General features: G+C 45.7%; 23 protein-coding genes and 1 pseudogene. 10 read left to right on the top strand and 14 right to left on the bottom strand.

The genetic code is table 11. The annotated features are described in order from the left end of the window. Positions 1–182 (bottom strand): annotated as a pseudogene (locus Q0198_RS02630) (sodium:proline symporter); the annotation flags it as partial. Positions 183–351: 169 nt separating this feature from the next. Between Q0198_RS02630 and Q0198_RS02625 the strand changes: the two are divergent. Genes Q0198_RS02625 through Q0198_RS02595 form a run of 7 tightly spaced genes read left to right on the top strand, consistent with a single transcriptional unit; the run spans position 352 to position 6,300 of the window. After that, positions 352–1,014 (top strand): amino acid ABC transporter permease, encoded by a 663-nt coding sequence (locus Q0198_RS02625; protein WP_291940149.1) that lies wholly within the window; start codon positions 352–354, stop codon positions 1,012–1,014. After that, positions 1,007–1,735 (top strand): amino acid ABC transporter ATP-binding protein, encoded by a 729-nt coding sequence (locus Q0198_RS02620; protein ID WP_297894620.1) that lies wholly within the window; start codon positions 1,007–1,009, stop codon positions 1,733–1,735. The genes Q0198_RS02625 and Q0198_RS02620 overlap by 8 nt, the downstream gene beginning before the upstream one ends. An 11-nt stretch (positions 1,736–1,746) precedes the next feature. Further along, a complete protein-coding gene (locus Q0198_RS02615; protein WP_297894618.1) occupies positions 1,747–2,487 on the top strand; it encodes a basic amino acid ABC transporter substrate-binding protein in 741 nt (246 codons plus the stop codon). A gap of 59 nt (positions 2,488–2,546) precedes the next feature. Beyond that, positions 2,547–3,080, top strand: coding sequence for a hypothetical protein (locus Q0198_RS02610; protein WP_297894615.1), 534 nt, complete (start codon positions 2,547–2,549; stop codon positions 3,078–3,080). Continuing rightward, positions 3,077–3,691: a thiamine phosphate synthase gene (gene thiE / locus Q0198_RS02605; protein ID WP_297894612.1), complete on the top strand. Its 615-nt coding sequence runs from the start codon at positions 3,077–3,079 to the stop codon at positions 3,689–3,691. Before Q0198_RS02610 ends, thiE begins: the two co-directional genes overlap by 4 nt. Continuing rightward, positions 3,678–4,454: an undecaprenyl-diphosphate phosphatase gene (locus Q0198_RS02600; RefSeq protein ID WP_297894610.1), complete on the top strand. Its 777-nt coding sequence runs from the start codon at positions 3,678–3,680 to the stop codon at positions 4,452–4,454. Before thiE ends, Q0198_RS02600 begins: the two co-directional genes overlap by 14 nt. A gap of 22 nt (positions 4,455–4,476) precedes the next feature. Continuing rightward, positions 4,477–6,300 carry a phosphoethanolamine transferase gene (locus Q0198_RS02595; RefSeq protein ID WP_297894607.1) on the top strand — a complete coding sequence of 608 codons (1,824 nt, stop codon included), beginning with the start codon at positions 4,477–4,479 and terminating at the stop codon, positions 6,298–6,300. A gap of 594 nt (positions 6,301–6,894) precedes the next feature. On the opposite strand, the gene Q0198_RS02590 is transcribed toward Q0198_RS02595, so the two are convergent. After that, entirely contained in the window at positions 6,895–8,211 is a 1,317-nt protein-coding gene (locus Q0198_RS02590) for an aminotransferase class V-fold PLP-dependent enzyme (protein ID WP_297894605.1), read from the bottom strand. 125 nt (positions 8,212–8,336) lie between these two features. On the opposite strand from Q0198_RS02590, the gene Q0198_RS02585 reads away from it, so the two are divergent. Continuing rightward, positions 8,337–9,146 (top strand): DUF234 domain-containing protein, encoded by an 810-nt coding sequence (locus Q0198_RS02585; RefSeq protein WP_297894603.1) that lies wholly within the window; start codon positions 8,337–8,339, stop codon positions 9,144–9,146. Between the two features lie 469 nt (positions 9,147–9,615). Here the strand turns inward: Q0198_RS02585 and Q0198_RS02580 are convergent, their stop codons facing one another. Continuing rightward, entirely contained in the window at positions 9,616–10,356 is a 741-nt protein-coding gene (locus tag Q0198_RS02580; protein ID WP_297894602.1) for a hypothetical protein, read from the bottom strand. An 88-nt stretch (positions 10,357–10,444) separates the two neighbouring features. On the opposite strand from Q0198_RS02580, the gene efp reads away from it, so the two are divergent. Further along, entirely contained in the window at positions 10,445–11,011 is a 567-nt protein-coding gene (gene efp / locus Q0198_RS02575) for an elongation factor P (protein ID WP_005871146.1), read from the top strand. A gap of 279 nt (positions 11,012–11,290) precedes the next feature. Here efp and Q0198_RS02570 read toward each other — a convergent pair whose 3' ends face one another. From Q0198_RS02570 to Q0198_RS02550, 5 genes are all read right to left on the bottom strand, one after another. Beyond that, the gene (locus tag Q0198_RS02570) at positions 11,291–11,524 is read right to left on the bottom strand and encodes a SelT/SelW/SelH family (seleno)protein (protein WP_291940039.1); all 234 of its coding nucleotides are present in this window, start codon (positions 11,522–11,524) and stop codon (positions 11,291–11,293) included. Between the two features lie 151 nt (positions 11,525–11,675). Next, on the bottom strand, positions 11,676–12,386 hold the full coding sequence (locus Q0198_RS02565; protein WP_297894599.1) for a metallophosphoesterase: 711 nt from the start codon (positions 12,384–12,386) through the stop codon (positions 11,676–11,678). Positions 12,387–12,748: 362 nt separating this feature from the next. Then, positions 12,749–13,801 (bottom strand): GDSL-type esterase/lipase family protein, encoded by a 1,053-nt coding sequence (locus tag Q0198_RS02560; RefSeq protein WP_297894596.1) that lies wholly within the window; start codon positions 13,799–13,801, stop codon positions 12,749–12,751. Further along, the gene (locus Q0198_RS02555) at positions 13,794–15,104 is read right to left on the bottom strand and encodes a DUF459 domain-containing protein (protein ID WP_297894595.1); all 1,311 of its coding nucleotides are present in this window, start codon (positions 15,102–15,104) and stop codon (positions 13,794–13,796) included. The genes Q0198_RS02560 and Q0198_RS02555 overlap by 8 nt, the downstream gene beginning before the upstream one ends. Beyond that, complete coding sequence (locus Q0198_RS02550; protein WP_297894593.1) at positions 15,105–16,664, bottom strand: MBOAT family O-acyltransferase; 1,560 nt, start codon at positions 16,662–16,664, stop codon at positions 15,105–15,107. Between the two features lie 1,085 nt (positions 16,665–17,749). Here Q0198_RS02550 and Q0198_RS02545 point away from each other — a divergent pair. After that, positions 17,750–18,019, top strand: a complete 270-nt coding sequence (locus Q0198_RS02545; protein WP_297894590.1) for a hypothetical protein — start codon at positions 17,750–17,752, stop codon at positions 18,017–18,019. Positions 18,020–18,280: 261 nt separating this feature from the next. Here the strand turns inward: Q0198_RS02545 and Q0198_RS02540 are convergent, their stop codons facing one another. The 6 genes from Q0198_RS02540 to Q0198_RS02515 form a co-directional block, all read right to left on the bottom strand. Next, positions 18,281–19,042, bottom strand: coding sequence for a hypothetical protein (locus Q0198_RS02540; RefSeq protein ID WP_297894588.1), 762 nt, complete (start codon positions 19,040–19,042; stop codon positions 18,281–18,283). A gap of 176 nt (positions 19,043–19,218) precedes the next feature. Beyond that, entirely contained in the window at positions 19,219–21,501 is a 2,283-nt protein-coding gene (metE, locus tag Q0198_RS02535) for a 5-methyltetrahydropteroyltriglutamate--homocysteine S-methyltransferase (RefSeq protein WP_297894587.1), read from the bottom strand. Between the two features lie 355 nt (positions 21,502–21,856). Further along, positions 21,857–22,441, bottom strand: coding sequence for a hypothetical protein (locus Q0198_RS02530; RefSeq protein ID WP_297894585.1), 585 nt, complete (start codon positions 22,439–22,441; stop codon positions 21,857–21,859). A gap of 253 nt (positions 22,442–22,694) precedes the next feature. Next, positions 22,695–24,875, bottom strand: a complete 2,181-nt coding sequence (locus Q0198_RS02525; RefSeq protein WP_297894583.1) for an STT3 domain-containing protein — start codon at positions 24,873–24,875, stop codon at positions 22,695–22,697. 249 nt (positions 24,876–25,124) lie between these two features. Continuing rightward, complete coding sequence (locus Q0198_RS02520) at positions 25,125–25,499, bottom strand: hypothetical protein (RefSeq protein ID WP_297894581.1); 375 nt, start codon at positions 25,497–25,499, stop codon at positions 25,125–25,127. A gap of 345 nt (positions 25,500–25,844) precedes the next feature. After that, positions 25,845–26,374, bottom strand: a 530-nt coding sequence (locus tag Q0198_RS02515) for a hypothetical protein (RefSeq protein ID WP_297894578.1), incomplete at its 5' end; no start/stop codon positions are given.

Here is a 26,374-nt window from a genome sequence, read left to right as displayed (position 1 = left end):
CCCAAAAGCATCCAGCCACTCATATCGCTAGCGCCTGCACTAAGCGCCGTTACGAATGGGCCCAGGCGGCGATTATCGAGCAGATACTCGCTTAAGCTCGCATTCTTGTCATAATAATACCTACCTATAAAAATAAGCGCGCCGAAATATATCGCGATTGCGCAATAGGTCCAAAAGCTCATCGTTGCCTCCTTTTAAAAAAGCTAATTTTACTCTATTTCAAATAAAATTTTACTTTCGGAATTTAGCCAGATTTTAACGAAATTTTAGTATTCTTGTCGTTTAAATTTTAAGAAAAAGGCGCCTTGGTTGAACGAGAAAATTTTAAAGGTCGTATTTGTTTTGACTGTAATCGCCGTGGGGCTTTATTTCACCTATCCCGAACTGAGCGAAGCGCAAAAAATTTCATACGCCAAAAGCTATGGCATTACTCTTATTTTGACCTCCGGCGGCATTGTGATCGGTATCGCATTAGGATTTATGCTGGCATTTTTAAAATTTCTAAACAATAAATTTTTAAGCTTCATTATCGACGAATACGTAGATATCATCCGCGGAACTCCAATCGTTATCCAGCTGATGGTGTTCGTGTTTATAATTTTTGCTACGTGGAGCAATAATATCGCAGCTGCGATCTTTGCGCTAGGGCTTAATAGCTCAGCCTACGTCGCAGAGATCGTGCGCAGCGGCATAAACAGCGTCGATCGCGGCCAGATGGAAGCCGCGCGTGCGATGGGGCTAGGCTACGGCACGGCAATGAAAGAGATCGTCTTTCCGCAGGCGATAAAAAACATCCTGCCTGCGCTTGCAAATGAGTTTATTAGCCTATTTAAAGAGACCTCGGTCGTAGGCCTCGTAGCAATCACCGATCTTACGTTTTTTTCAAAAAGCATGCAGGCGGCGCTTTATACCGTCCAGCCGATACTTTTTGCCGCAGTGCTTTACTATGCAAGCGTGAAATTTTTCTCGTTTTTAGTAAAAATGCTAGAAAGTAGGCTAAACCGCAATGATTGAAATATCAAATTTAACCAAATCCTACGGCAATTTATCGGTGCTAAAAGGAATTTCAAAGACCATAAATAAAGGCGATATCGTAGCAATCATCGGTCCAAGCGGCGGCGGTAAATCAACCTTTTTGCGCTGCTTAAATCTGCTTGAAATTCCAAGCGGCGGCACTATTAAAATAGACGGCGAGGATATTACCGATAAGCGCACTGATATTAATAAAATTCGCCGCAAGGTAAGCATGGTGTTTCAGCATTTCAACCTCTTTGCAAATAAAAACGTGCTGGAAAATTTAACTCTAGCGCCCATAAAAGCGGGTATCTATACCAAAGAACAAGCCTACGCAAAAGCAGAGGAGCTGCTGCAAAAGGTCGGTCTTAGCGATAAGGCCTATACTTATCCGCACAAGCTTAGCGGTGGGCAAAAGCAACGCATCGCAATCGCTAGAAGTTTGGCGGTAAATCCGGACGTGATTTTATTCGACGAGCCTACCTCGGCGTTAGATCCCGAGATGATCGGCGAGGTGTTAGGTATAATGAAAGAGGTCGCCAAAGAGGGCATTACGATGCTTGTGGTAACGCACGAGATGGGCTTTGCACGCAATGTCGCGAATAGGATTTTTTTTATGGAGGGCGGCAAGATCGCTGTGGACGATACGCCTAAAAATGTATTTGAAAATCCGCAAAATCCGAGATTGAAAGAATTTTTAAATAAAATTTTAAACCACTAAAGGAGAGGGAAATGAAAAAATTTATGAGATTTTTAGTTGCGGGCGCTTTGCTTTGCGGTTCGCTAATCGCTAAAGACATCACCAAAGATACGCTCATCGTAGGCACGAATGCCGAGTATCCGCCGTTTGAGTTTGTGGATGAAAACTCCAAGGTTACCGGCTTTGATATGGATCTGGTAGCCGAGCTTGCCAAGCGCGCGGGCGTGAAATATGAAATTTTAAATATGAGCTTTGACGGGCTAATCCCTGCGATTAAAAGCGGCAAGATCGACATGATCGCCTCGGGAATGAGCGCGACGCCGGCTCGCAAAAAGGCGATAGATTTCACAGCTCCTTACTATAAAGTCGAAAATTTATATGTCAAACGTAAGGACGATAGCTCGTTAAATTCCAAGGCGGATCTACAGGGTAAGCGTCTTGCCGCGCAGCTAGGCACCATCCAAGAGCTTGCGATCAGAGATATCAAAGGCGCCGAAGTTAGCGCTACGGAGAACGTTTTTGTAGCCGTTATGTCGCTGAAAAACAAAAAGATCGATGCGCTTTGCGTGGATTCGTCCGTGGGCTACGAATATCTTAAGAAAAACGACGATCTAACCGCATTTTTTAAAGAATCCGACGGCAGCGAGGGCTTTTCGATCGCATTTGATAAGGGCAAGTATCCCGAGCTGCTCGCTAAATTTAACACAGCGCTTGAGGAGATGAAAAAGGATGGAAGCTACGAAAAGCTTTTGGAAAAGTATAATTTAAAATAATCCGCAAAATTTAGGCGCAAATTCCTCTCATAGAATTTGCGCCGCCTAAGAGGAATCCTATGAAAAAGATATTTTTAGCACTTGCGATTTTGCTCTGCACGCAAAGCTTTGCGGAGCAAAAAGACAGATACGGCATCGCTGCATTCGCAGGTCTTGGCAATGACGGTAGAAGCTTCGTTTTTACCTTCAGAAAGGCTCAAAAAGATCGTTTCTTTCCCTGCGACTTAAAAAATTTAAATATAATCGCCGCGGGTGCTTCGAGGTGCATAACGGACGCTAAGGAGCTGAAAAAATTCGACAAAGAATATAAAAAAGCTCTCGAGTCTGTGATAAAACCCGGCAAGCGCTACTACGTAAATTTAATCGATCGCGGCAATGACGCCTATGTCTGCGACGCAAGCGATCCTAAAAGCAATCTGCGATTGGACCTAGTGGCGGCGGGATTTGCCGTGCCGACAACCGACGATAGCGAACTTCTTTTAAAAGCCGCCGAGGAAGCCAAAGAGGCTAAACGTGGAATGTATAGCGCAAAATTTTGGGATGTTACCAACTGCATCCTAAACGGCGTGCCGATGCCTAAAAAAGATAGATGAGCGAAATTTACGCGCTTAGCGACGATGTCTTAACGCCGCCGCAAACTATCTTTTCGCAGATAGATGAAATTTTACGCTGCGGCGTAAAGCTCGTGCAGTATCGCAGCAAGCTCGCCGTGAGGGATGAAGCTTTAATCCGCTCTCTCATCGGTCTTTGCGAGGATTACGGCGCCAAACTCATTATCAACGACGATGCCGCGCTTGCCAAAAAGCTTGGCGCACACGGCGTGCATATCGGCGAGAATGATGGTGAGGCAGCGCAGGTACGCGAGTTTTTAGGCGCGAGCAAAATCATCGGCGTTAGCTGCTATGCTGATCTTGCTCGCGCGCAAAAGGCCGAGGCGCAGGGCGCTAGCTACGTAGCCTTCGGCTCGCTAAGACGCGGCAAGACAAAACCTAATGCGCCGCTTTGCCCCGATGAGCTCGTGCAAGAGGCGCGAAAATCTTTAAACCTCCCAATCGCCGTAATCGGCGGGATCGGCTTAGAAAATCTGGATGAAATTTTAGCCCTCAAGCCTGATTATATCGCGATGGTAGAGGCGATCTACAGACCCGCTTCGATCACTCAGAATTTAGCAAATTTAAAGGAAAAAATGGATGAATATATTTGACGCCGTGATTTTAGGCATCGTCGAGGGGCTGACGGAATTTCTGCCCGTAAGCTCGACCGGGCACATGATCCTAGCTGCGAAACTGATGGGCCTGCAGCAGACCGACACGCTTAAATGCTTCGAGGTCGTTATCCAGCTAGGCTCTATCCTAGCGGTCGTCGCGATGTTTTACAAGCGGCTTTTGGTCGATTTTAAGCTCTGGTGCAAGCTCGTCGTGGGCTTTATCCCCACCGCTGCGATCGGCTTTTTGCTCTATAAAAGCATCAAATCGCTATTCGCGCCGCAGACCGTCGCCTACGCGCTGATCGGTTGGGGCGTTATTTTTATCGTAGTTGAGCTCTTTCGTAAGGCGCGCCCGAGAGAAGGCGAGCTGGAGCATCTGGATCAAATTTCATACGTTCAGGCCTTCATCATCGGGCTTTCGCAATGTTTTGCGATGGTGCCGGGCACTTCGCGCAGCGGCGCTACCATCATCGCAGGGCTTTTGTGCGGGCTAAGCAGAAACTTAGCCGCGCGCTTTAGCTTCCTACTCGCGATCCCTACGATGTTTGCGGCGACTTTTTACGACACCTATAAGAATTTAGACACCTTCGCGCAAAACTCCTCTAATATCACGACCTTTTTCGTAGGCGGCGCAGTGGCGTTCGTCGTGGCGCTTGCGGCGATCAAGCTATTTCTAAGCTTCGTCTCGAAGTTTGATTTCATCCCGTTTGGAATTTATAGAATTCTAATCGGCGCCATCTTTTTCATCTTCGTTTTTTAAACGCAATCATCAAAGGAATTTCATGAGCCTAGCAAAAAATATCGGCGCATTTTTAAAAGACAGATTCAGCCTCCTATCGGTATTCGGCGGCGCGGTGCTAAACGCATACGCGCTAGTTTTAGCATTAAATTTATCGCTCGGGTTGCTTCTTATCGCGCGCAGCGGCGAGCTGCTCTCTGCGCAGGCGCTGTTTTTTGCGGCATCTGCGATCTGCGGCGTGACGATACTTTTTTTCGCGCTTTACGCGCTTAGCTTTTATAGCGCTAGGCTATATAAAATTCTCGCCTTTGCGCTTCTGGCGATAAACGTAGTCTTTGCGATCGCTCAGATTTTTTTGATCTTTAGCTTAGAGCTTACCTACTCGCACGGCACGCTGGATGCGCTGGTGCAAACGACGCCCAAGGAGGCCTTCGAGTTCGCGCATGCGTTTTTAAATTTTAAGCTTATCGCGGCTTTTTTGGCGCTTTTAATTTTCGTCATCGTCGCTTTTAGGCTTAGAGTGAGCCAGCGAGCGCGAATGAAGCTATGTCGCGCGATAAAGCTAGCCTTTCTGCTTAGCTTGCTCGTTTTTATCGCGCATGCGGCATTTAAAAGCTACGTAGCCAAAAGCTCGAAAATGCGCGCCAGCATCATAATCGCACTGAATAAAATTCCGATTTACAATTTTGCTTTCGTTACAAAGGATTATTTCGGCGCCGATTTTAAAAGCGTGCGCGAGCTGCAAGCCGGGTACCAAAGCATTTACGCCTCGCATTCGCATAAAACCGCGCCAAACCGCATCTCAAACGTCGTTTTTATTATCGGAGAGAGCCTGCAGCGAAATTTTATGAGCCTATACGGCTACTATCTGCCCACCACGCCGAATCTGCAAGCGCTTGAGCAAAGCGGAAATTTAATCGCCTTTAGCGATGTCGTATCGCCTGGAGCTAAGACCAACGACGTGTTAAAATACGTGCTAAATTTCGGAAATTACGAGAGCGAAAAGCAGCGCCCGTGGAGTGCCAATCTCGACATCGTAAATCTCGCGCGGCTGGCAAACTACGAGACCTTTTGGATCAGCAACCAGGAGCGCTACGGGCAGTGGGCGGTCGCAAGCGGCGCGAGCGCGCAGATGACGGATCACTCGGACTTTACGAATCAAATCCCGGTTTACAAATACGCCTACTCGCTAGACGAAGTTATGCTTCCGAGTATAAAAAATTTCAAATCCGGCGCGAAAAAATCGCCTCTTGCGCGCAAGGATGAAAGCTCCGCCGCAGAGGTAAATGGTACGCAGAAAAAGGATAAATTTTTCATCCTTCATCTGATGGGCTCGCACCCGAGCTACGAGTTTCGCTATCCGAAAAGCTTTGCTAAATTTAGCGCCGCGGATATCTCGCGCGAGCCGCTTGATGAGGGGCAGAAAAAAGAGCTCGCGCACTACCTAAACACCGTGGCTTACAACGATTTTATAGTAAGCGAAATTTATAAAATTTTTGCGAGCGACAACACGCTGATAGTCTATTTCAGCGACCACGCCCAGAGCCTTTATCAATACCGCGGCAAGCTAATCCACGGCGGCATCAACCGCTTCACGCTCGAAATCCCGCTGATTTTCATGGCGTCGGATAAGTTCAAAGAGCAAAACGCGGATCTTTGGGCGCGCATCGCGGCAGCCAAAGACAGGCCGTTTTTAAACGACGATCTCATCCACGCGATCACAGAAATTTTAGAGATGACCGAGCTGCCCGAGTTTGAACCCGCTCGCTCGGTGATCAATGCTGATTTTAACGCCTCGCGCCCGCGCATCATCGAGGGGGTCGATTACGATAAGGTTTATAGGCTGCAGAAGGAATTCGGCGAGTAAAATTTGATGAAATTTTGCGCCTTTTAGCAGCGCAGAATTTCGCTTCTTAAAATTTGCGCTCTTATTTACAAGCGGCTTGCGCCTTAATTTAGCTTTCGGACGGGCGCGGTCGCGTCAATTTACGCCGCCACGAGCTCTGCGGTAAAATTTCTCGCCGCAGAATTTCGCCGAGCAAAATTCGGCTTTGTAAAATTTCAAAATTTGCGGTTAAAATTCCACGACGCAGAATTTTCCATGCGTTCACGAAATACAAAAATTGCGAAGCTCATTCGAATAGCGAAATTTTGAAATTTCGGAATTTGGCGGCGTTAAAATTTATCCGCGCGGCACGGAATTTTGCCGCTCAAATTTCACGGCGCAAAACTCCTCAGCACAAAATTTACCGCCAAAATTTAGCCCGCAATTTAAAATTTCAAAATCCCGCGTCGCGAAATTTTATGCCAAAGAATTTCACACCCCAATCGGCACGGAGTATCTGCTACCCGAGCCGTGCATAAAATTCTACGCTTTAAAATTCCAAGCTATAAAATTTTATGTCGCAAAATCCCGCGCCATAAAATTTAAAAGCGGCTCTTGCTATAAAATTTCGCGAGCTCAATTTACGCTGCCGCAGCGGTATTTGCCCGCTACGAAGGTGATTTTATCGCGGATCTGAGCGATCTGTCTTAGCGCCTCTGCTAAGAAATCCACGTCGCTTTCGTCGTGGATGAACGAGAAGCTAGCCCGTACCCAAGCGGGTTTGCGCGACATTTCGGTATCGGGTTGCAAGCCGAGCAGATCAAAGCCGTAAGGTGCTGCACAGTCGCATCCTGCGCGGGTCTGGATCTCAAATTTCTGCCCGAGCACTCCGGCTAGCGCGTCTGCACCGAGACCTTTCATATTAAAAGCAAAGATCGGCACGCGCGGCGCGGTGAGATTGCCGTAAATTTCAATCTCGGGGATTTTTGAAATTTCGCTTATGAAGCGCTTGCAAATCGCCTCTTCGCGCGACTTTATCGCCTCTAGCCCCGCGCTTTTGCGAAGTTTTAGAGCAAGATAAGCTCGCACCAGCGCGATGATGCCGGGCGTGCCCGCTTCCTCCAAGCGCTCCTTGTCGATTATAAAGCGCTGCGTTAGGGCATCCGCGTATTTGATCGTGCCGCCTCCCGCGAATGTCGGCTCCTCGCCGCGCAAAAGCTCCTTTCGCACCGCCAAAATCCCGCTAGCGCCCACGCCGCCCAAAAGCTTGTGCGCGCCGAAAAACACTCCGTCGCAAAAGCTGGTATCTACATTTTCGTGCGCGATGAGCGCGCTGGCGTCCACAAACAGCCGTCCGCCGTGCGCCTTAAGCATCAAGTAAGCGCGCTTGTAATCTAGCTTAAGCCCCGTCACGTTCGATGCCGCGGTAAGTACGCCGTAAATTTCGCGCCCTTTGTTTGCGGATAGAATTTCGCCCAGCTGCGCAAAATCCATCAGCCCGCTTGGATCCGGCGGCACGCGTACGACCTCGCAAAGCCCCTGCCTTAGGCTGATCTCCACGGAATGGTGCTCAAAAGGCGAGATGATGAAAAGCGGCAGATCTTTTAGGCTCTCGCGCCGCAAGCCGAGCCTATCTCGCGTCGCGGGCGGCAGGTAGATGCCTAGAATTTCCCAGAGCTTCTTTATCGCCGCGGTCGCGCCAAAACCGCAGGAGATCAGGTAGTAGCGCTCCTCGCAGCCCAAAAGCTCTTTGATTTTCGCCCTTGCATTTTCGTAGTAATCGCTCGTGATCTCGGCGTTTGCTCCGCCTGCGGAGTGGACGTTGGCATATGTTGCAAGCACGCGCTCGATCTCCGCTTCTATAGGGCGATACGCAAGGCCCGAGGCGGCGCAATCGAAGTATTTGACCCCTTCTTTTAAGATGATGTTTTCTTTGATCGTTTGAAAATCCAAAGCGCGACTCCAAAATTTTTGCAAATTATATCCAAACTCGCTAAAATTACGCCCGCAAGGAGGGCGAAATTTACGAGTTAAAAGACACGGCGCGAAATTTAGGCGATGTTGGTATCGACGCGATTTTGCAGTTTCATTTCGTATTTGACGAGATAGGTTGCATAAGCGGCTACGCGGACGTTTTCGAAGCGATCGAAAATGAAATTTTGCTCTGCTTTGAACGTCTCGGCGAGCGCTTTAAATTTGGCGGTGAGTGCGAAGAGCAGATCAAAAAGGCGCTGATGAAATTCGCTAGAAGCGACCGCAAAAAAATAGGAATTTCAAAAATCTTGCCGCGATTTACGGCGCAAAAAATCACCGCAGATCTCATAAACGCGAAGTTTCTAATCACCGAAAAATCAAGCGAGCAAAGAGCGCAAAAGGCCCGTAAAAACGACCGCCTACCGCGCGCGCTGCGCCGCTACCATATCACCGACAAAGTCCATTTTAGCAGTAACTTCGCGAGGTTTTGGTTTAGATTTATCGAGCCGAACCTGCCCGCGCTGCGACGCGGCGAGATAGAGCGCGTGCTAAGCCTAATCAAGGCGGATTTCAACGCCTACGCAGGGCTCGGGTTTGAAATTTTAAGCAAAGAGCTGCTCGCGAAGTATTTAAATTTAGAGATTTCGCAAATTTCAAGCTTTTGGAACAAAGAGGTCGAGATCGATATCTACGCGAAATTTGAGAGTTTTTGCGTCGCGGGCGAATGCAAATACAAGGAGCGAAAAATTTCAAAAAAAGTGCTAAACGAACTAATGCTCAAATGCGAAAAAGCGCGCCTCGCGCCTGATCTGCTCGCACTGTTTTCCAAAAGCGGCTTTAGCGGCGAGCTACAAAACCTAAAAAGCGATAAAATTTTACTCTTTTCGCTAGAGGATTTTAAAATTTTACTTTGAATTGCGCGCCAAAAAGGCCCAGAATATGGCGCGAGCGAGCGCTACCGTGCGCGTACGGTATGCCGTAAGAAATGAGCGGAGTGCTATCTACGGATACGCTATCTACGGGCGGCACGGGCAGAGCATAGGTAAGCGCAAGGCATGGCAGACGCGCTATCGATAGACGGCATGAAGGTGTGTTTGAGCGGACGGCGACGCTATGGATAGGCAGACAGCGCGCCATTAGAGGCGCACTATGGCAGCAAATTTTAAACACAATCTGCAAGTAGAAAATTCGCCAAGCGCCAAATGCGAGTTTTTAAAATTCTATCACTAAATTTTAGCATAGGTTCGGACGGCTACGTCACCCACGCACAAATCAGCCACTTGCGAATTTCCTGCGACTATTGATAAGCAAACACTTGCTATATGTAAGCAAACTCGCGCTGTCCGCGCACAAACCCCGCGCCCTAAATTCCGCAAATTTAGACTATTTTTTCACTTTGATCACATATGGCACCGATTTGATCACGCCTTTGGAAAAGAGCGTCTTGGTGTCCGCATATACGGCGTCAAGCTCGGCTTTTGAGACGTCCGTATCGCTTACCTGCACGTCCTTGTCGTAGTATTTCTCGATCACGTCGATCGCGCCTTTTTGATCGCTCGGCGAGAGGGCTTTCAGCTGCTTTAAAATCAGCGCCGATTTGATAAACGCGCTTTTGCCGTGCACCGGCGCAAAGATCAATTTTACGTTGCTGTTGCGAAGATGCTTCGTGATTCTCTTCATCTCCTCGGCGCAATACGGGCACTCCGGATCGCCCACGATGTAGGTCACGTAGGGATTATTTTTATCAAACGACTCGATATAAGCAAATCTCGCCGGATTTATGCTTTTTAGTAGCTCAAGTGCGGCGGCATCTCTGGCGTCCTTTAAAATTTGAGTTCTCATCTTAAACAGCGCCGCATCCGCCGCGTCTGCAAGCTTAGGCTCCTCTGTTACCGCCACTAGACTTTTGCCGTCGTCGCTAGCCAAAAATGCCTCTTTTTTATCGCCAGAGCGGACGATTAGTAAATTTAGCCCGTTTAGCGAGTTTAGCTTGTCGATCGAGATAAGCTGAGCGTTTTTATCATTTAGACTTTGCTTTAGGTTTTTTACGAACTCCGCTTCGTTCGCATTCGCACCGAGCACAAAAGCCGCACACGCAGCCAAAACGTAGATGAGTTTTTTCATAGCTTCCCTCCCCTTAAAATTTCGCCAATTATATCAATTTAAAATAAAATTTGTTATAATCGCGCCTCATTAATTTAAGGAGAAATTTATGGCTTATTCAATGGGCGATCTAAAAAAAGGTCTAAAAATTGAGGTGGACGGAATTCCGTTTAAAATCATAGAATACCAACACGTAAAACCGGGCAAAGGGCCAGCTTTCGTGCGCGTTAAAATAAAATCTTTCATCGACGGCAAGGTGCTTGAAAAGACCTTCCACGCAGGCGATAAATGCGAAGCGCCGAATCTTGAGGAAAAAGAGATGCAGTATCTCTACGACGACGGCGAGGCGTGTCAGTTCATGGATACCGATAGCTACGAACAGATCGCGATCAGCGACGAGGACGTGGGCGAGGCGAAAAAATGGATGCTAGATGGCATGATGGTAAATATAATGTTTTACAACGGCAAAGCGATCGGCGTGGATGTGCCGCAGGTGGTGGAGCTTAAGATCGTAGAAACTGCGCCAAATTTCCGCGGCGATACGCAGGGCAGCAACAAAAAGCCCGCCACGCTTGAGACCGGCGCCGTGGTACAGATCCCATTTCACGTGCTCGAAGGTGAGGTCATCCGCGTTGACACCGTCCGCGGCGAGTATATTGAGCGCGCAAATAAATAATCCCCCCTGTTTTTGCGAAATTTTGATTTCGCAAAAATTTCCTCTTTCTTTTGAAATTTATAAACTCCGAGCGATAAAATTTAAACCGCGATCTTCGCATAAATTTTGATTAAAATAACTTTTCAAATTTGCCGAAATGCGGGATAATTTGGTCTAAGCTTTACGCAGCGCTGATTTTGGCAAAATTTAGGATAGTTTTACGATTAAATTTAGGGATATTAAATTTGAGTATAAAAAAACGCCCGAAGCAAATCTTACGACCCACTTTCGGGCTTTGAGCTAGGCTGCAACTTTAATTAGATTTAAAATTTCACCTTCACTTGGGAAACGAGGCTTAGCAAAATCTTTATTAAAGAAAAGCTTTCTGCCGTCAACTTCTACTAGAAAGTCTCCGCTGCCACCAGGGACCAACTCGACAACTGCATCCTTATAGACGCTTGTTATTTCATCTCTCACACGGAGAGCTTGCGGTCTATAAGATCAAGAATTACAATACGTAATTACGACCTTCATCTTTATTCCTTTCTAAAAAAGTGTCACATTGTAGCAGAACTAGCTTAAATTTTAATATAAAGGCTAAAATTTCGCGCGTCGTAGCGTTTAAAATTTATGGGCAGAATTTCGCCGTTTGCAAGCTTTAAATTTTGCTGCCGCGGGCTTAAGGCTAGTCTTCAAATTTTAAAATTTCATCGTAGCAAAGATGAAAATCGCAACCGCGCGTATGGAATTTTTTATCGCCGTGAAAGTGTCCGAAATACCACCGCTCAGGCCTTACGAGCTCAAAGATCCTCTCTAAATACTCAGACGTTTTATCGGGGGTGCTTTTGCCGCACCAAAGGTACTCTTTTAAAAATTTCATCGCAAACCCCGGCGCCGTGTGGCTTAGCACCGCATCGATCCGCCCGCCCGCGGCGATGAAATCGCGCGCATTTCGTATCGCACAAGCAAACTCCTCCTCGCTCGGAATCTCGCGCGCCCACCAGCTAAGCCCCGGTATCCGATGCGCCTTATCGACGCTAAGCGCGCCGCCGAAGCACAAAAATCGTCGCCCCGCAATCTCGTAAATTTCGCCGCGTCGCAGCCAAAATATGTTTTCACTACCCACGCTCACGGTGCCGCCGAATTTTCGCTCGCACGGCAGTTCATCCAACATATCGAAATTTTCGTGGTTGCCGTCTATGAAAAGAAGCGTGGCGGGGAAATATCTTTCTATATTTTTGCGCGCCATAAACTCATCTATCCGCTCGCTCCAAAACAGCCCAAAATCCCCGAGCACGATGACGAAATCATCGGCGCTAAGCCCGCTAGTAAAGGCTTTGTTCGTTATTTTGCCGATCTCGTTTATGCCGTGCGTATCACCGCAAAGATATATCATCTGCTTCCTTTTTTTGCTTTCCTTTAAATTTAGCTCGCCGTGCTTTGCTGCAGCCCGTGCGAATGGAATTTAAGCGCTAAATTTTATGCAGCGCACGCCGCACAGACCTTTCGCCCCTAGCCGTAACCACATAAATTTAATCCAAATTAAAAGCGTAAATTTGGGCGACGTATTTTAAAAGCACAGGCATCAAGCCTATCGACGCGTAAATTTAAAGCCGCGGCTTCTGATTTAAATTTCGCGGCGCAGATTTAAGCGGCGAAATCCAAGTAGGCGCAGCTTTGCTTACTGCCGCTAAATTTTAAATTTAGCGACCAACTTTGTAAATTTTACGGCGAGCCGCCTAAATTTAAAGATTAATTTTAAAGTCTGCCGCGCAATTTCGTCGCCAGCGCTGCGCCGATTTTTTCGTAGCCCTCTTTTTGCAAGTGGATTTCGTCAGGGCGGATCAGCCCACGCTCGCGCCAGCCGCGCCAGCCGCCATCCTCATCCATAAGACCGGCTATGTCGTAAAACATTGCCCCTTCGTCTCGCGCTAGATGTGCTAGTACCTCCGCAGCGCGTGAGGCGTTTGGCACTTTAGGGCTTCGCGGCGGCGCTACGAGCAGGATTTTTGCACCGGGAGCTGCGGAGCGGACGGAGCGAAGCAGCCCACGGACGCTTTGGTAGAATTTTTGCTCGTCAAAGCGCGGATCCATCGCATCGTTTGTGCCGTAAGCGATGACTACGAGATCGTATCTAAGTCCCGAAAAATCCCTACCAAAGGCATCTGCACCCCATTTTTCGTAGAGGTTGCTAAACGCGCCGTTGCTCGCACAAGAGTCTGCAAAGCGCGCGTTTTTGCGGTAAATTTTATATCCTCCAAGCTCTGCTCCGTCACGCAGCGATCGAATTTCGATCGGAAATCTAAGTCGCATCTTAGAATACTCCCATTTCTGCGGCACTTCTTGCGAAATATACGCGCTTAGCCCGCTTGCATCGCGCACGCGAAAAATCTCGCCGCCCTGATCCGATTTATGTAAAATTTCGACGTAAAAATCGCCGCTAAGCTGCTTTAGCTCCAGTCGCACGTTAGCGCCCTTTTTGCCGGTAGCGATCACTCCGCATAGCGGGAAATCTGGGTCTTGCTCAGTGCGAGACGAGATCACATTAAAGCCGCTTTGCTTAAATTCTATATTTTCGCTTTTGTGATATTTAGGCATCATTGCAGGCACGAAGCCGACGCTGTTTTGCACGAAAAAACCATGTCTGAAAGCATCTATCAGCGCGTCGCTTCCTAAATGCGAATCGCCAAAAAATTTCACTCCAAAGCCCGCAGAGCTTTTTGCGTTTGCGGAATTTATGCCGCGAACGCCTGCGTTTGCCGCGCATCCGCCTAATAATGCGGCAAATAAAATCACTATAAATTTACTCAACTTCAATCCTTGATAAAATTTCTTTCGCTACCGCTTCGCAACCCTCTTTGCTCATATGAATGCCGTCGTCTTGACGCACGCGCACGAGCTTGGAGCCGCTTTGCAGATAGGTTTTATAGGCGCCTTTTTCGCACACCAGCGGGGTTGTTTGCATAAAATACCCGCCAAGCGCCATACTAGCGTCGGCATATATTTGATTTAGCAGCTGCGTTTTCTCCTCAAAATCGGGCTTTTGCATACACGGCATCGCTAGCCACAGCACTCCCGCGCCGTGCGAGTGCGCCGTATCATAGATCTCGCGCACTCTTGAGGCGTAAAACTCTCGCCAGCGCGGCGTTTTAATGCCATAAGTTTTACCTCCTGCGCGATACTCCCAGACGTCATTGGCGCCCAGCAGCACGACTACGAGCTTAACGCCGCCATTCTCTCTAAGCGCAGTATCGAGCGTCTTTTGCCAGTCGAAAGATTTCTTGCTCGCAAGCCCCGTCGATTGCTTGCTAAGATCGATCACCCTCAGGCTTCGCTTCGGGAAAAATTTCTTAGCGCTCATCCCCACGTATTGCATCAGACTATCGCCCATAAAAAGTACCTCATCGCCTGCATTTAGGCGGATTTTGCCATCGTCGCTAAGCGAAATTTTAGCATCAACCTCCACGGAGCTTTGCGTCGTTAAATTCTGCTCCAAAGCCTGCGGAACAGGGAGCTGAGAATAGGAATTTTCGCCGCTTTGCAAGGTTGCGCTTGCCGTGACGGTATTTTGCGACTCAGCGGAGCTGCGCGGTACAGAGCTTGTTGTAGCCAGGCTTTGTGACACGGAATTTCGCGAAGTAGAATTTTGAGGGGCGGAATTTGGTGCGTAAGGCTCCTGCGCAGAATCGCGCGTTTTTAAATGATGCGTAGAATTATTTAAAGAGGAATTCTTCGCGGCATGAGCCTGCGGCTTGCTATCTTGCGGTTTAACGCTTTGCGAAGTATCGTGATCTCGCACCCCCATGCTTTGCAAAGCTTGATTTTCCGCCATACGATCTTGTGCAGGTTTTTTAAAATTTTTGCTTCCGCTATGCGGACTTGCGTCCTCATCCTTGCTAATGTCCTCGCCTTTGATACGCTGCTCAAGCTTATCTACGCCATTTGCAATCTTTTCGTAGATCTCTCCGCCTACGCGAAACGGCGAGTGGCGCAGCCATTCTTCCAGCCCAAAATCATCGTGAAATCTCTGCTCCAAATAATAAAGCAGCGAGCCTTGCATAAAAAATGCCGAGAAAAGCAGCGCAAAAAGCAGAGTCGAAACAAACCTAAGCATCTAAAATCCTGCGTAGATGAAATTTGGAATTCCGCTTGGCATCAGCGCGAAAATCAGCGTGAAGATCACGCCGAGCGCGAGAGCTTTAGGCAAAAACGGCAGCTCGGCAAAAAGCGCGATCAAAGTATCTTTAAGAGCTGAAATTTTAGGATAAACAAAAATCCCCGCTAAAATCCCCGCAAGTACCGCTAGCTCGCTAATATCTCCGAAAGCTCGTGCGCGGGCAAAAGCGCTCAAAATCGCCGCCGCATCTGGAAGGGAATTGGCGAAAAAAATCCAAGCGAAACTTACAAAAATATAGGTGCAAAAAAGCGCCAAATGCGGATTTAGCGGCTTTACGCCCACTTTGGCAAGACATTTTAAAAACACAAGCGCCGCTCCGTGCAAAAGTCCCCAAATCAAAAAATTTAATCCCGCGCCGTGCCAGATGCCCGAGAGCGCAAATGCGATTAGCAAATTTACGCAGGTGCGCGCAAAGCCATTGCGCGAGCCACCGAGCGGGATATAAATATAATCGCGTATAAACGTGGATAAGCTGATATGCCAGCGATCCCAAAACTCGCCTAAATTCTTAGCCGCATAGGGCATATTAAAATTCTGAGGCAGCTTAAAGCCCATCGCAAGTCCAAGCGCACGCGCCATATCGATAAAACCGCTAAAATTCGTATAAAGCACCACGCCGTAAAGCAGCAGTGCGGCTAGAATTTGCGCCGCGGAGGACTCAGGCTCGTCGCCGTAAACGCCTGAAATCACATCGCTATAATACGCGCCCAAATAGCCGCTAATAAGCAGCAGCTTAACTAAGGCAAAAATTATAAGTACATAAATTTCATCGGCATTGCCAAAGTGCTTGAAGCGATCAAACTGTGGCAGTACTGGCTCTACGCCCTTGGCAGCGCTAGCGCGCCCGATAGGACCCATCACGACGCTAGGGAAAAACGCTAAAAAGCACGCCAAGCTCAAAAAGCCCTGCTCACCGCATTCGCGCCTATAAACCGAGACGAAATAGGTGATCGACATGAAAACATAATATGAAATTCCAAGCGGAAACGCCACGCTATCTACGGCACCTAGGTGCAGTGCGGCAAGCGCGGCATTGAAAAACTCCCTGACGTAGCCGTAATATTTGAAAAACGCGAGAAAAAATAAGCCGCCAGCAACCGCCGCAAGCATCACTGCGCGTGCCTTCGTAGTGGGTAGTGGGAGCTGCTTCGCTAACCCCGCTTTTTGCACCTGCTTTGCTATGCCAGCTTGTTTTGTTGCGCTCATCTGCTTGGCTGCTGCTTTACGCGATAGCTTTTTCTTGTGCGAAGACTGCTTTGCGGGCGGTATGGCTTTCGCGACTACGCGATTGGCGCGCGCAATACACGCACCTGCAAAATATACGAAGGCACTATAGGCTGCAAGCACTAGCGCAAAGCGCGGATTTACGGAGCACATAAAGCCGTAGCTTGCTAACAGGATCAGAATTTTTTGCGCGAAAATATGATTTTTGAGCGTCCAATAAACGATTAAAAACGCTAAAAAAGCAAGGACAAACTCGGGCGAAAAAAATGTCATTCAATCTTTCCAATTTAAATTTTTAAAGCTCTTACGGCTTTTAAACGCTCGCGGCGCGAAATTTATACGAAGCGAAAAAGCTTTTTTAAATCGCTTGCAGCGAGAGATTTTATGCGCAGGCATGGCGGTAGTCACGGCGTTGCGTCGCTAAACACGTTAATAAATTTAGCGTCCAAATCCTTAAATTTCACAGACGCTTTGCATGCAAGCCCTTGCCACGTGAGCAAAATTCCGCCACAATGGCAAAATTTGAAACGCAAATGAGGGCTCGACGCACAAATAAAATTTTTAAACGCATTGAGCGCTTTGCCATCAAATTCTTACAAAACCTCGCAAACGCAGTCTCATAGGTTCTACCCGCAGGATTTCAAAATAAGCGCTTTTTGGAATCATGCCATATAAATTAGGCGCGCGATGCCGCTAAAATCTTATGAAATAAGATGAGCCGCACTTTATCACAACTATGAGGTCTAAAATTCTACAAAGCAAAATTTTAAAAGCCAAAAAATTTTGCAGCGATAATAAAATTCCGCCCGTTAAAATCTATCGCGCGAAATTACTAAGTAAATCTCACTTTAAAGCGTGATAGAAACCATCTAAAAGCTGCGCCTGCGCCTTATAAGCCAAAATCATGGCTTTTAATTTTTACTGCAAATTGCAGATCTGCGCCGCCATAAAGGCTCTTTTAATTTTATGGTAACGCAAACGCGCCTTGCGCTAGCCTCGCTCGTTCTTGCAAAAAACACAAGTTAAAGTCAATGAGCTTCGCATCGTAAAATTTTGGCTCTGGGCCTAGTTTTAGCGCAGCGTAAATTCGAGCTCGTTAGGCAAAATTAGCCGTAAATTTCAATACGGCTACATAGATTTGAGTTTGAGCTGAAATTTAACCTAGCAGAGCCGAATCTTGCTTCGCAATCCAGCCATTCTAACGAGATAATGTAAATTTTAATTTGCAATTTAAAATTTCTAGCGCAAAGATACCGGCTTGGGCTCGCGTTTTGAAATTCTAATTTAGCGGCGCGAACAGTTCATAAAACGCCGCGTAAAATTGCAAATTTCAGCGTTTTTTATTCGGCTGGCGAGGTTTGTGTGCGCAAGAACTGATTTGCGAAAATTTTAAAATTTTATCGCTTACCCCAGCCCGCCTTCAGGGCAATCGCGATAAAATTTACGCTCCGCACCTCAAGCAAGCTAGCAGTCGAGATGAAATTTTACGCCGCATTTTAAAAAAATCCCGCGCCTGCCTAACTGAGAAATCCGTAAATCTCACGCAAAATTTCACATCGCCGTATTACTTAGCAGCTATCAAATATGCTTGCCAAGCAGACGCGGTGAAATTTCATACTACCTTTTAATACTCGCTCGAAATAAAATTTCGCGCAGCTGTTTTAGCGGTCCATACTCGAAATAAACGCTCTACATATCGCACAGAGCCTAGTCGGAATACGCGGCTTCGGCAACCCGTACTCGGAGCGGGCACGATAAAATTTCGCGTCGCTGTTTTTAAACTCGTGCATTAAATTTCAGCTTGCTGTCGCGAAATTTCGAGCTACCGCCCGCTCGCAGGATCTGTCCGAGCGCCGAGCTAGCGCTCACGACGCGGTGCAATCGAAACGCTATCTTTTGTAAAATTTTCTTATAATTCCGCTTCCGATCTCTTTGGCACTGCCATCCTCAATCATCATTGCAGAGCGGTCCACATCGACGCTCTTGTCGGTATTTACGATGAATTTTATCTCTATCTGGCGCGACGTGATTTGAACAGGCTTATCGATAAATAGCACGTTCACCGGTCTTTGGGAGCTTGCGGCGATATCTTTTATTAAATTTAAAAAATTAGTATAGCTCCAATTATTCGCATTAAGCCTATAAACCTCCGCGATCTCCTTTTGCAGGGCATCGTCGTCGCATTTGACAGGAGAGCTGAACGAAAGATTTTTGCTCTTTTCTTCGTCAAATTTACAAAACTTATTCGCGGTTTGTAAAATTTTATCCTTATCAAACTGCGGCGAGCTTTGCGTTTTTAGCCTTTCGTAACTATCAGACGCGTATTTTAAGCTATTTTGCAAATGCTTTTCTTTGCTTTCCGCCTCTGCGGCGTATGCTTTCTCATAGGCGGCGTTAGCCCTGTCGAATTCCGCCTTTAGCACATCGGGGCTTACCTCGCAAGTCATTTTCACCGCCTGGATGCCCTTTTTGACGCTGATATCCTGCCACGATACCTTCTTGCACTCACTAGAGCCGTCGATTGCGTTGCCGATGGTCATGGATTTTTGTTGCGGAAGCGTATATTCTTTGACGATCTTTACGTTATCCTCGCCGCAGCCGCACAGCACAATCGCCGAAATAGCCGCGCCGAAAAATATTTTTGCTTTCATTTTTGCTCCTAAAAATTTGATTATAAAAACAACAAATGCTAAATTTAAAAGCCCGAATTTTAAAATTTCACGCCGATTGGGCCCTAAAATTTGAAATAGAATTTAGCGTAGAATTTATCGCAAAACGGCTGCCGGGCGGAATTTTGCCCGACAGCAAAGTCTTTTTTGCGCTAAATTTATGCTTCTGTGCGGATAATTCTTACCGCTTCGACCATATTTTTTAGGCTAGGGCGAACTTCCTCCCATTTGCGGGTTTTTAGACCGCAGTCCGGGTTAATCCACAGCTGCTCTTTCGGAAGCACCTCAAGCAGCGCGCGGATCTGGCTTACGAGCTCCTGCACACTAGGAATTCGCGGGCTATGGATGTCGTAAACGCCCGGACCGACCTCTTGTTTATAACCGACCGATTTGAAAACTCGAAGTAGCTCGTTACCGCTGCGAGCGGTCTCGATGCTAATAACGTCAGCATCCATCGCCTCTATCGTTTTGATTATGTCGTTAAACTCCGAATAGCACATATGTGTATGGATCTGCGTGTGAGCGCTTGCGGCGCTGACGGCGAGCTTAAAGGCATTAACGGCAAATTTTTCATACGCAGGGATATTTTCGGATCTAAGCGGATAGCCCTCTTTAAACGCAGCTTCATCCACCTGAACGATCTTGATACCTGCGTCTTGCAGATCCGAAATTTCATCGAAAATCGCAAGCGCAAGCTGTTTTACTATCTGCTCGCGAGGCTTATCGTCGCGCACGAAGCTCCAGTTCATCATCGTAACAGGCCCCGTTAGCATGCCTTTCATAATCTTTTTGGTGCGACTTTGAGCGTATTTGATCCACTCTATGGTCATCGGTTTTGGGCGGCTAACGTCGCCGAAAAGTAGTGGCGGTTTCACGCAGCGGCTGCCGTAGCTCTGTACCCAGCCGTTGGCGCTAAACGCGTATCCGCTCATCTGCTCACCGAAATACTCGACCATATCGTTGCGCTCAGGCTCGCCGTGAACCAGCACGTCTAGACCAATCTCATCTTGAAATTTAACGCAGTCGTCGATGTAAGCTTTGATGTCACGCTCGTAGGCTTCGCGGCCAATTAAGCCCTTTTTATAGGCGTTGCGAACCTGGCGAAGCTCGGCAGTCTGCGGAAAGGAGCCGATCGTAGTGGTAGGCAAAATTCCATAGCCTAGCTCCTTTTTCTGCACCTTGATGCGATCCTCGTAGCGATCGGCGCGCTCGAATTTATTTAAATTTGCGGCGCGGCTTTGCACTCGCTCATCGTGAATTAGAGGCGAGTTAGCGCGGGTTTTAGCGGATTTTTGATTTTCTTTGTAAGCCTTCATGCCGTGCTCGCACATCGGAATTTCAAAGAAAAGATGGGTTAAAATCGAAATTTCGCTTAGTTTTTCGACCGCGAAACTTAGCCAGGATCTAATCTCAGCGCTTAGCTTGTCCTCATATTTTAGCGTGAAAGGCACGTGCAAAAGCGAGCAGGAGGTGCCCACATAGATGCGCTCTTTAGGCACGTAAGCTTCGATGGCTTTGAGCTGAGCGAGCTTTTTGTCGATGTCGCTCTTCCAGATATTACGCCCGTCGATCACGCCCGCAAAAAGCACGGTCTTAGCGTCTTTTAAAATTTGAAGCTCTTTTTTGATATTCTCTTCGCTTGCGTAAACGAAATCAAGCCCGATCGCCCATATATCGGTCTTTACTATCTCACGCACGGCCTCGGTCGCATGCTCGAAATAGGTCATAAAGATGATTTTTACGTTGCTTGCGGCCTTGCTTAGGCGCTGATAAATCGGTGCGATCTTTGGCGCCAACTCAGCCGCACGATCCGTCACAAAAATCGGCTCATCGATCTGAACTACGACCTCGCTATCAAGCTCGCTAAGGAGCTTTAGCAGCTCCTCATATTTCGCGGCAAGGGCGCCCAGGTGCGCGAGCGGATCGCTTTTGTCGTTTGATTTGCTAAGTGCAAGATAGGTAATAGGTCCGATTAAATTTATCTTTAGCGCGCAGGAATCCTTAAAATCGTTATTCTTCGCGGCCTTGTACTCGCTTAAAATTTTACTAGGATTTAGGCTAAATTCCGTATACGCAGAGATCTCAGGCACGATATAGTGATAGTTTGTGTTAAACCACTTCGTCATCTCCATCGCGACTGCGTCTTTACTGCCGCGCGCCATCGCAAAATACTGCTCGTGCGCCGAAAGAGCCGCAAAGCGCTGCGGGATCACGCCGAAAAGAACACTGGTATCGAGCATTAGATCGTAGTATGAAAAGTCGTTTACGCTAATTAGGCCGCTCCAAGCATCCAACTGATATTTGATGTGGCGATCTTTTAGTTCTGTAGCAACCCGCTCTAGCGCGTCATAATCGCACTTGCCCGCCCAATAGCTCTCTAAAGCCTTCTTTAACTCGCGCTGCTCTCCGATACGCGGAAAGCCCGTAACGTAACTCTTCATCTCTATCCTTTGAGTAAAATTTTGGTATGAAAGTGTTGATTTTATCTAAAATTTCTTTTGCCGTCATTAAAATTTTAATCTAATCTAGAAAATGAAAGAAATTTTATCCAAAAGCGCAGGGGTGGAATTTAGCCAATAAAATCTGAAATGGAATTTTTATCGACGAAATTCCATAAGTTAAAATTTTAGGATTGAATTTAAAGGCGTTAAATTCATCATAATTTAAACCTCATCGCAAGATTCTACTAAAACTTAGTAAAGCCTTGCGACGAAGCTAGCCTTACCTGACACACAGCAAAGCCACTGAGCATCAAGGCTCTATGAAAGCAGTGCAATGCCTCAAATATGAAAATTCTTAGAATTTATAATTATATCCTGCGTAAACGCCGTATTTTTTACCGTCGTTATCTTCGATATAATCGCCGTCTTTGTACCACGCCTTGCTTGCTTTAAAGCCCATTTCAATCTCGCTATTGGAGCCAAACTCATACGCAGTACCTATCTTGCCGCCCAAAATGAAGCCACCCAGCGTATCGTCCGCTCTAACCCAGCCGCCATTGCTATAGTCTATTTTAACTTCAGTATCTAGCACCGAAAGCCCAGCGTAAGCGCCTAGGACGAGCTTAAATCTACCGAAAAGCTCCGGCGTAAAATCCGCACCGGCTACGAAATCGTGCGTGCTCCATTTAACCTTTCTTTTCGAATTGGCATTCGAGCTGGAATCCTCGCCCTTAAATCCGTAAAAATACCCGCCGTAGGCCCTAAACGTGCCGAAGTCATATCCGGCTTTAACACCGATTTGCGGTTGTCCGTCATCAAAACCTGCAGCTTGGTTTTTGAAATTATATCCGCCCTCACCGCCTATGAAAAGCCCCTCCGCCATCGCGCTTACTGCAGCTAAAAAACTAAGCAACAATGCTTTTGCAACTAAATTTCTCATCTTTACTCCTTTCGGTGAAATTTCATCTCAATGATAGCGACACACTTCGAAACCTAGGCTAAATTTAAAGTAAATACATAACATTTACGATTTTTAGTGATAAAATTTTGAAGTATTTTTGATTTATTTATAACCAGTATAAATTCTAAATCTAAGCATATAGCTTGCATTATAAATTTTATCGCTTAGTAACATACACTTTGTAAAAGTATAGCGTAATAAGAATTTACGCAATATTCCTCTGAATATAAATTTATCTTAATAACCTGTAAATCCGCACATAATTACTTAAATAAACGGGCTCAAACAAATCTTTATCATAGTTTTCCAGCACAAAAAGTTGGATAAAGGCTGATTCAAAAACTTTTTTATCTAAGATTAAAATTCTTTGGTAATCCGGTAAAAATATCACGTAAAGATTGGAATTTTTATCTATCTGCTTAGATAATTTGACGAGTTTGCCGTTTACTTCGCCCACTTGATAATATGAATTAATAGGCATTTTTTTACCGTCATAGATTAGGTATTCAGGATCGACGCTAGGCAGTGTGCATTCATCATTTATTATGATACTCTCTCCATCTTTACCCATTCTAATATCATAACCCACATGAATAAATGGTGTCCAAGACTCTTTACCTGTTTCTATATCTACAGTAGAAAATTTTAAGATATTAGGCAATATATCTATCATGTGCGGTACGAAGTAATAATATATATCCCTAGTTTTCTGTGGAAGCTTAAAATTTTTATCGCTTAAAGAACTTAAGAATTTATTGATATCTGCTTCGCCATAATCTTTTTGAATTTGATATAAATTTAGTTTAAATTTATCTTCCAATTTAGGATCAAATTTTTTATCTTGCAACTTTTGTATATATTCTACGTTAAGCCTCGCCATATTAGCAGAGCTTACCTCATCTTTATTAAAGGAAAACGCACTCATAAAAGTGTATTCTCCTGCCTGTCTACCTCCGGGATCAGCTACCACTTTTACATCGGAGTAATATCTGATTAAATATCCGTAATCCCACCACGATAGCACATAATCCTCCCTGCTAGCCTTATTTTTTAGCTCTGCAAGAGGCATTATGGAGTCTTTCGTAAGCGTAGGCGCAACTCGGAATTTATAAATAAAATCTATGCTAGGCATTATCGCTAAACAAGTTAAAATAGCTAACAAAGTACTTCTAAGCCAGGTGCGTATTTCAAAGTAATTCAGCGTAAAATATATAAAATAAGCAAATCCAAGCGATATCATCGGTGTAGCGTACATTGTAAAGCGAGTTCCGCCGAAAAGTGCTAAAACTCCAAGCGCTATCATCGGCAAGGTTAATATAAACGAACGGAATTTTATCAGCAGTAGAGCCAGCCCTCCTACGGCGCATATAAATATAAATAGATGCCCACTAGATTCAAGCACAAATTTCATAAAATTAGCGTTTTCTACCTCATTAACCGTATTCCTAACGCCGTAGAAGTAGAAAATTTCCTCTTTGCTTACATCCTTTAAGATATAGGCTTTAAGCCGCAAAATTATAGGCGCAAGTCCGCCGAATATGATAAATATAACTGCGACGATCGCACCCAAAATCCAAAGAGCCTTTTTGCTTTTATGGCTTGGAATTTTAATCATTAAAAAATATAGCAATGCAATCAGTGCGATTTTAAACAATAAAATATAATTTACAATTATTGTCTCACCTTCGTAATACGCGCTAAATTTTATGACCGCTGCAACCATAAGAATAATCGCTTTGTAATTTGCCTCATTGCGTCTATTAAAAATCAAAGTATAGATTAAAAATATCACTATAATCGCCATATTTAAAGAATACGAGCTAGGATACCACCAATCATAAATCACCGTAAAAACGGCAGGCAAAGCAAAGCTACTCTGCTCGCTTCGCTCTATGAGCCTAATCAAAGCCCATAGCGTTAGCAGCGGCAGAGTAACATTTAGCATATCGCTATCGAAATACCCGCCCAAGGTCCTGACATAATATCCGGGCAGCACGCAAGCAAGTAGTGCCGCGATGATGCCGGCGCCCAGGATCTTGTACTCTCTTGCTATCAAAATAATCGGCACGGCCACCAGCGGCGCTAAAAACACGCTCATATAGATCGTAATGCTATTTAGGCTGACGGGTAAAATTTTACTAAGTAAAAATGCTAGAGTTGGGATCGACGCGCCGTACGGGCTAAGATCGCCAGGTTGATGAAAGCCCGCTATCATATCGCGCGCGCCCTCGGCATTCGCAAAGGCGTCGTTTGTTGTCATAATGAGCTCGCCGCCAAAAGAAAACTGCTCGATCCCGCTAGCCCAATATATCCAAAAAAACCTGCATGCCACGCCGAATATATAAACCAGCGTCACGATCAGAAAAATATCCATACGTGGGTATTCACCGTTTGTAATTCTAAATTTTTGCATCTTTTTCCTTGATTTGCCGTTTGAAGTACCGAGCGGCAGGCAAAATTTGCCTCTACAAATTTTACTCGCTTTATCGCGCCCGCACTAAATTTTAACGACATTGTTTAATTTCCGTTTATTATAGCAGAATTTACCTCATTTACGATGTAAGATGTAGAATTTTATACGATAAATTACTGCGAATGGCGCGAGCAAACCAAAAATTTAATCTATTTTACTCGCGCTATAAAGTATCAAGATTTAGGCGATTTAATACGCGTCGCACATAAATTTACAGACGGTTTTCGTGCGCAGATTAAGTATGATCGAGCTTAGGCACCTGCCGTCCTTATTGCCGCTTAGCAGGCGCACAGCATCGCCCTCTTTCCACTGCGTACTGTCGCCCTCGATCGTCCTGTAATGCGCGCCGTTAATGACAAGCGACTCGCCGCCCTTTAGAGTTTTGTCGATTTTCAGGTCGCTCGCGATCTGGCTTAGATCGCCTTTTAGGGCATTTGCGATTAGTTTTTCCTCGGCCTGCTCATGCGTCTTCATCGAGCTTTTAGCAAAGTCCGGCACCTGCACAGTTTCGGTCTGGGCCGAAGCAAAAGCGGCTAGCACGCAAGCGGCGTAAATTAGTTTCATATTTTCTCCTCGGTTTTTCAAAATTGCGGCGATTATAGCAAAGTTTACTTAAAAATTTCGGTCTAAATTTAGCTAGAGTTTAAATTTAAGAAACCGCCCGTCTGTTTAAGACAGAACCGGATGTGACGACAAATTATAAAATTTCGCCGCGATTTAAAATTTACTTATTTAAATGCGCCGTGAGCGCACTTAGCTAAACAAACAGCGCGATGATCTAGGACATAGTCCACGGTACACCCGTAGAAAATATTACCAGCATTACACAAGAAAGAGCAAAAGCAAGCAATAATGATTTTTTATTAAGACTATTTTATAGTCTTAATAGCATAAAGATTACATAGAATTCTACTCCTCAAATTTTCTTATCTTTATTACTATTTCATCATTATTTTGACTTGCAGATGAAATTACGCCATTTTCATGCAATATTATACGCTCTTCCTCTTTTACATCGGGATAATTTTTCATTAATTGATAATCACCGTAAAAGGCTATATATTTTATAACCTTTGATACAAATGGGGTACTAGAGATACTGTAAATAATAACACTGCTAGAAACAAAATGTGCAATTGACGAAATTAAAACTATCCCTGCTATTCTGCAAAAGTATATTGGCTTTAATTCATATTTATGTTTAAATTTAGTCAAATTGGAACTTACCATATCTATTATCATGCCAACAATCATCGCCAAAAAAGCAATTACCATTAAAAAAATACAAGACAAATAAACAGCTATAGGTATATAAAAAATAGAGGTTAAAATTTTTAAAGTAAAATCAAAATCTCTTACAGGCAAATATATGGTTTCAGCAATTAAATTTCTAGATATAAATTCTGCTAAAAAATAAGTTGAAACGTTTAGTAAAACCA

Source organism: uncultured Campylobacter sp., assembly GCF_938045205.1.
Lineage (GTDB): Bacteria > Campylobacterota > Campylobacteria > Campylobacterales > Campylobacteraceae > Campylobacter_B.
The sequence above is the reverse complement of the archived record's forward strand: the minus strand, read 5'-3'. Positions and strand labels throughout refer to the sequence as shown.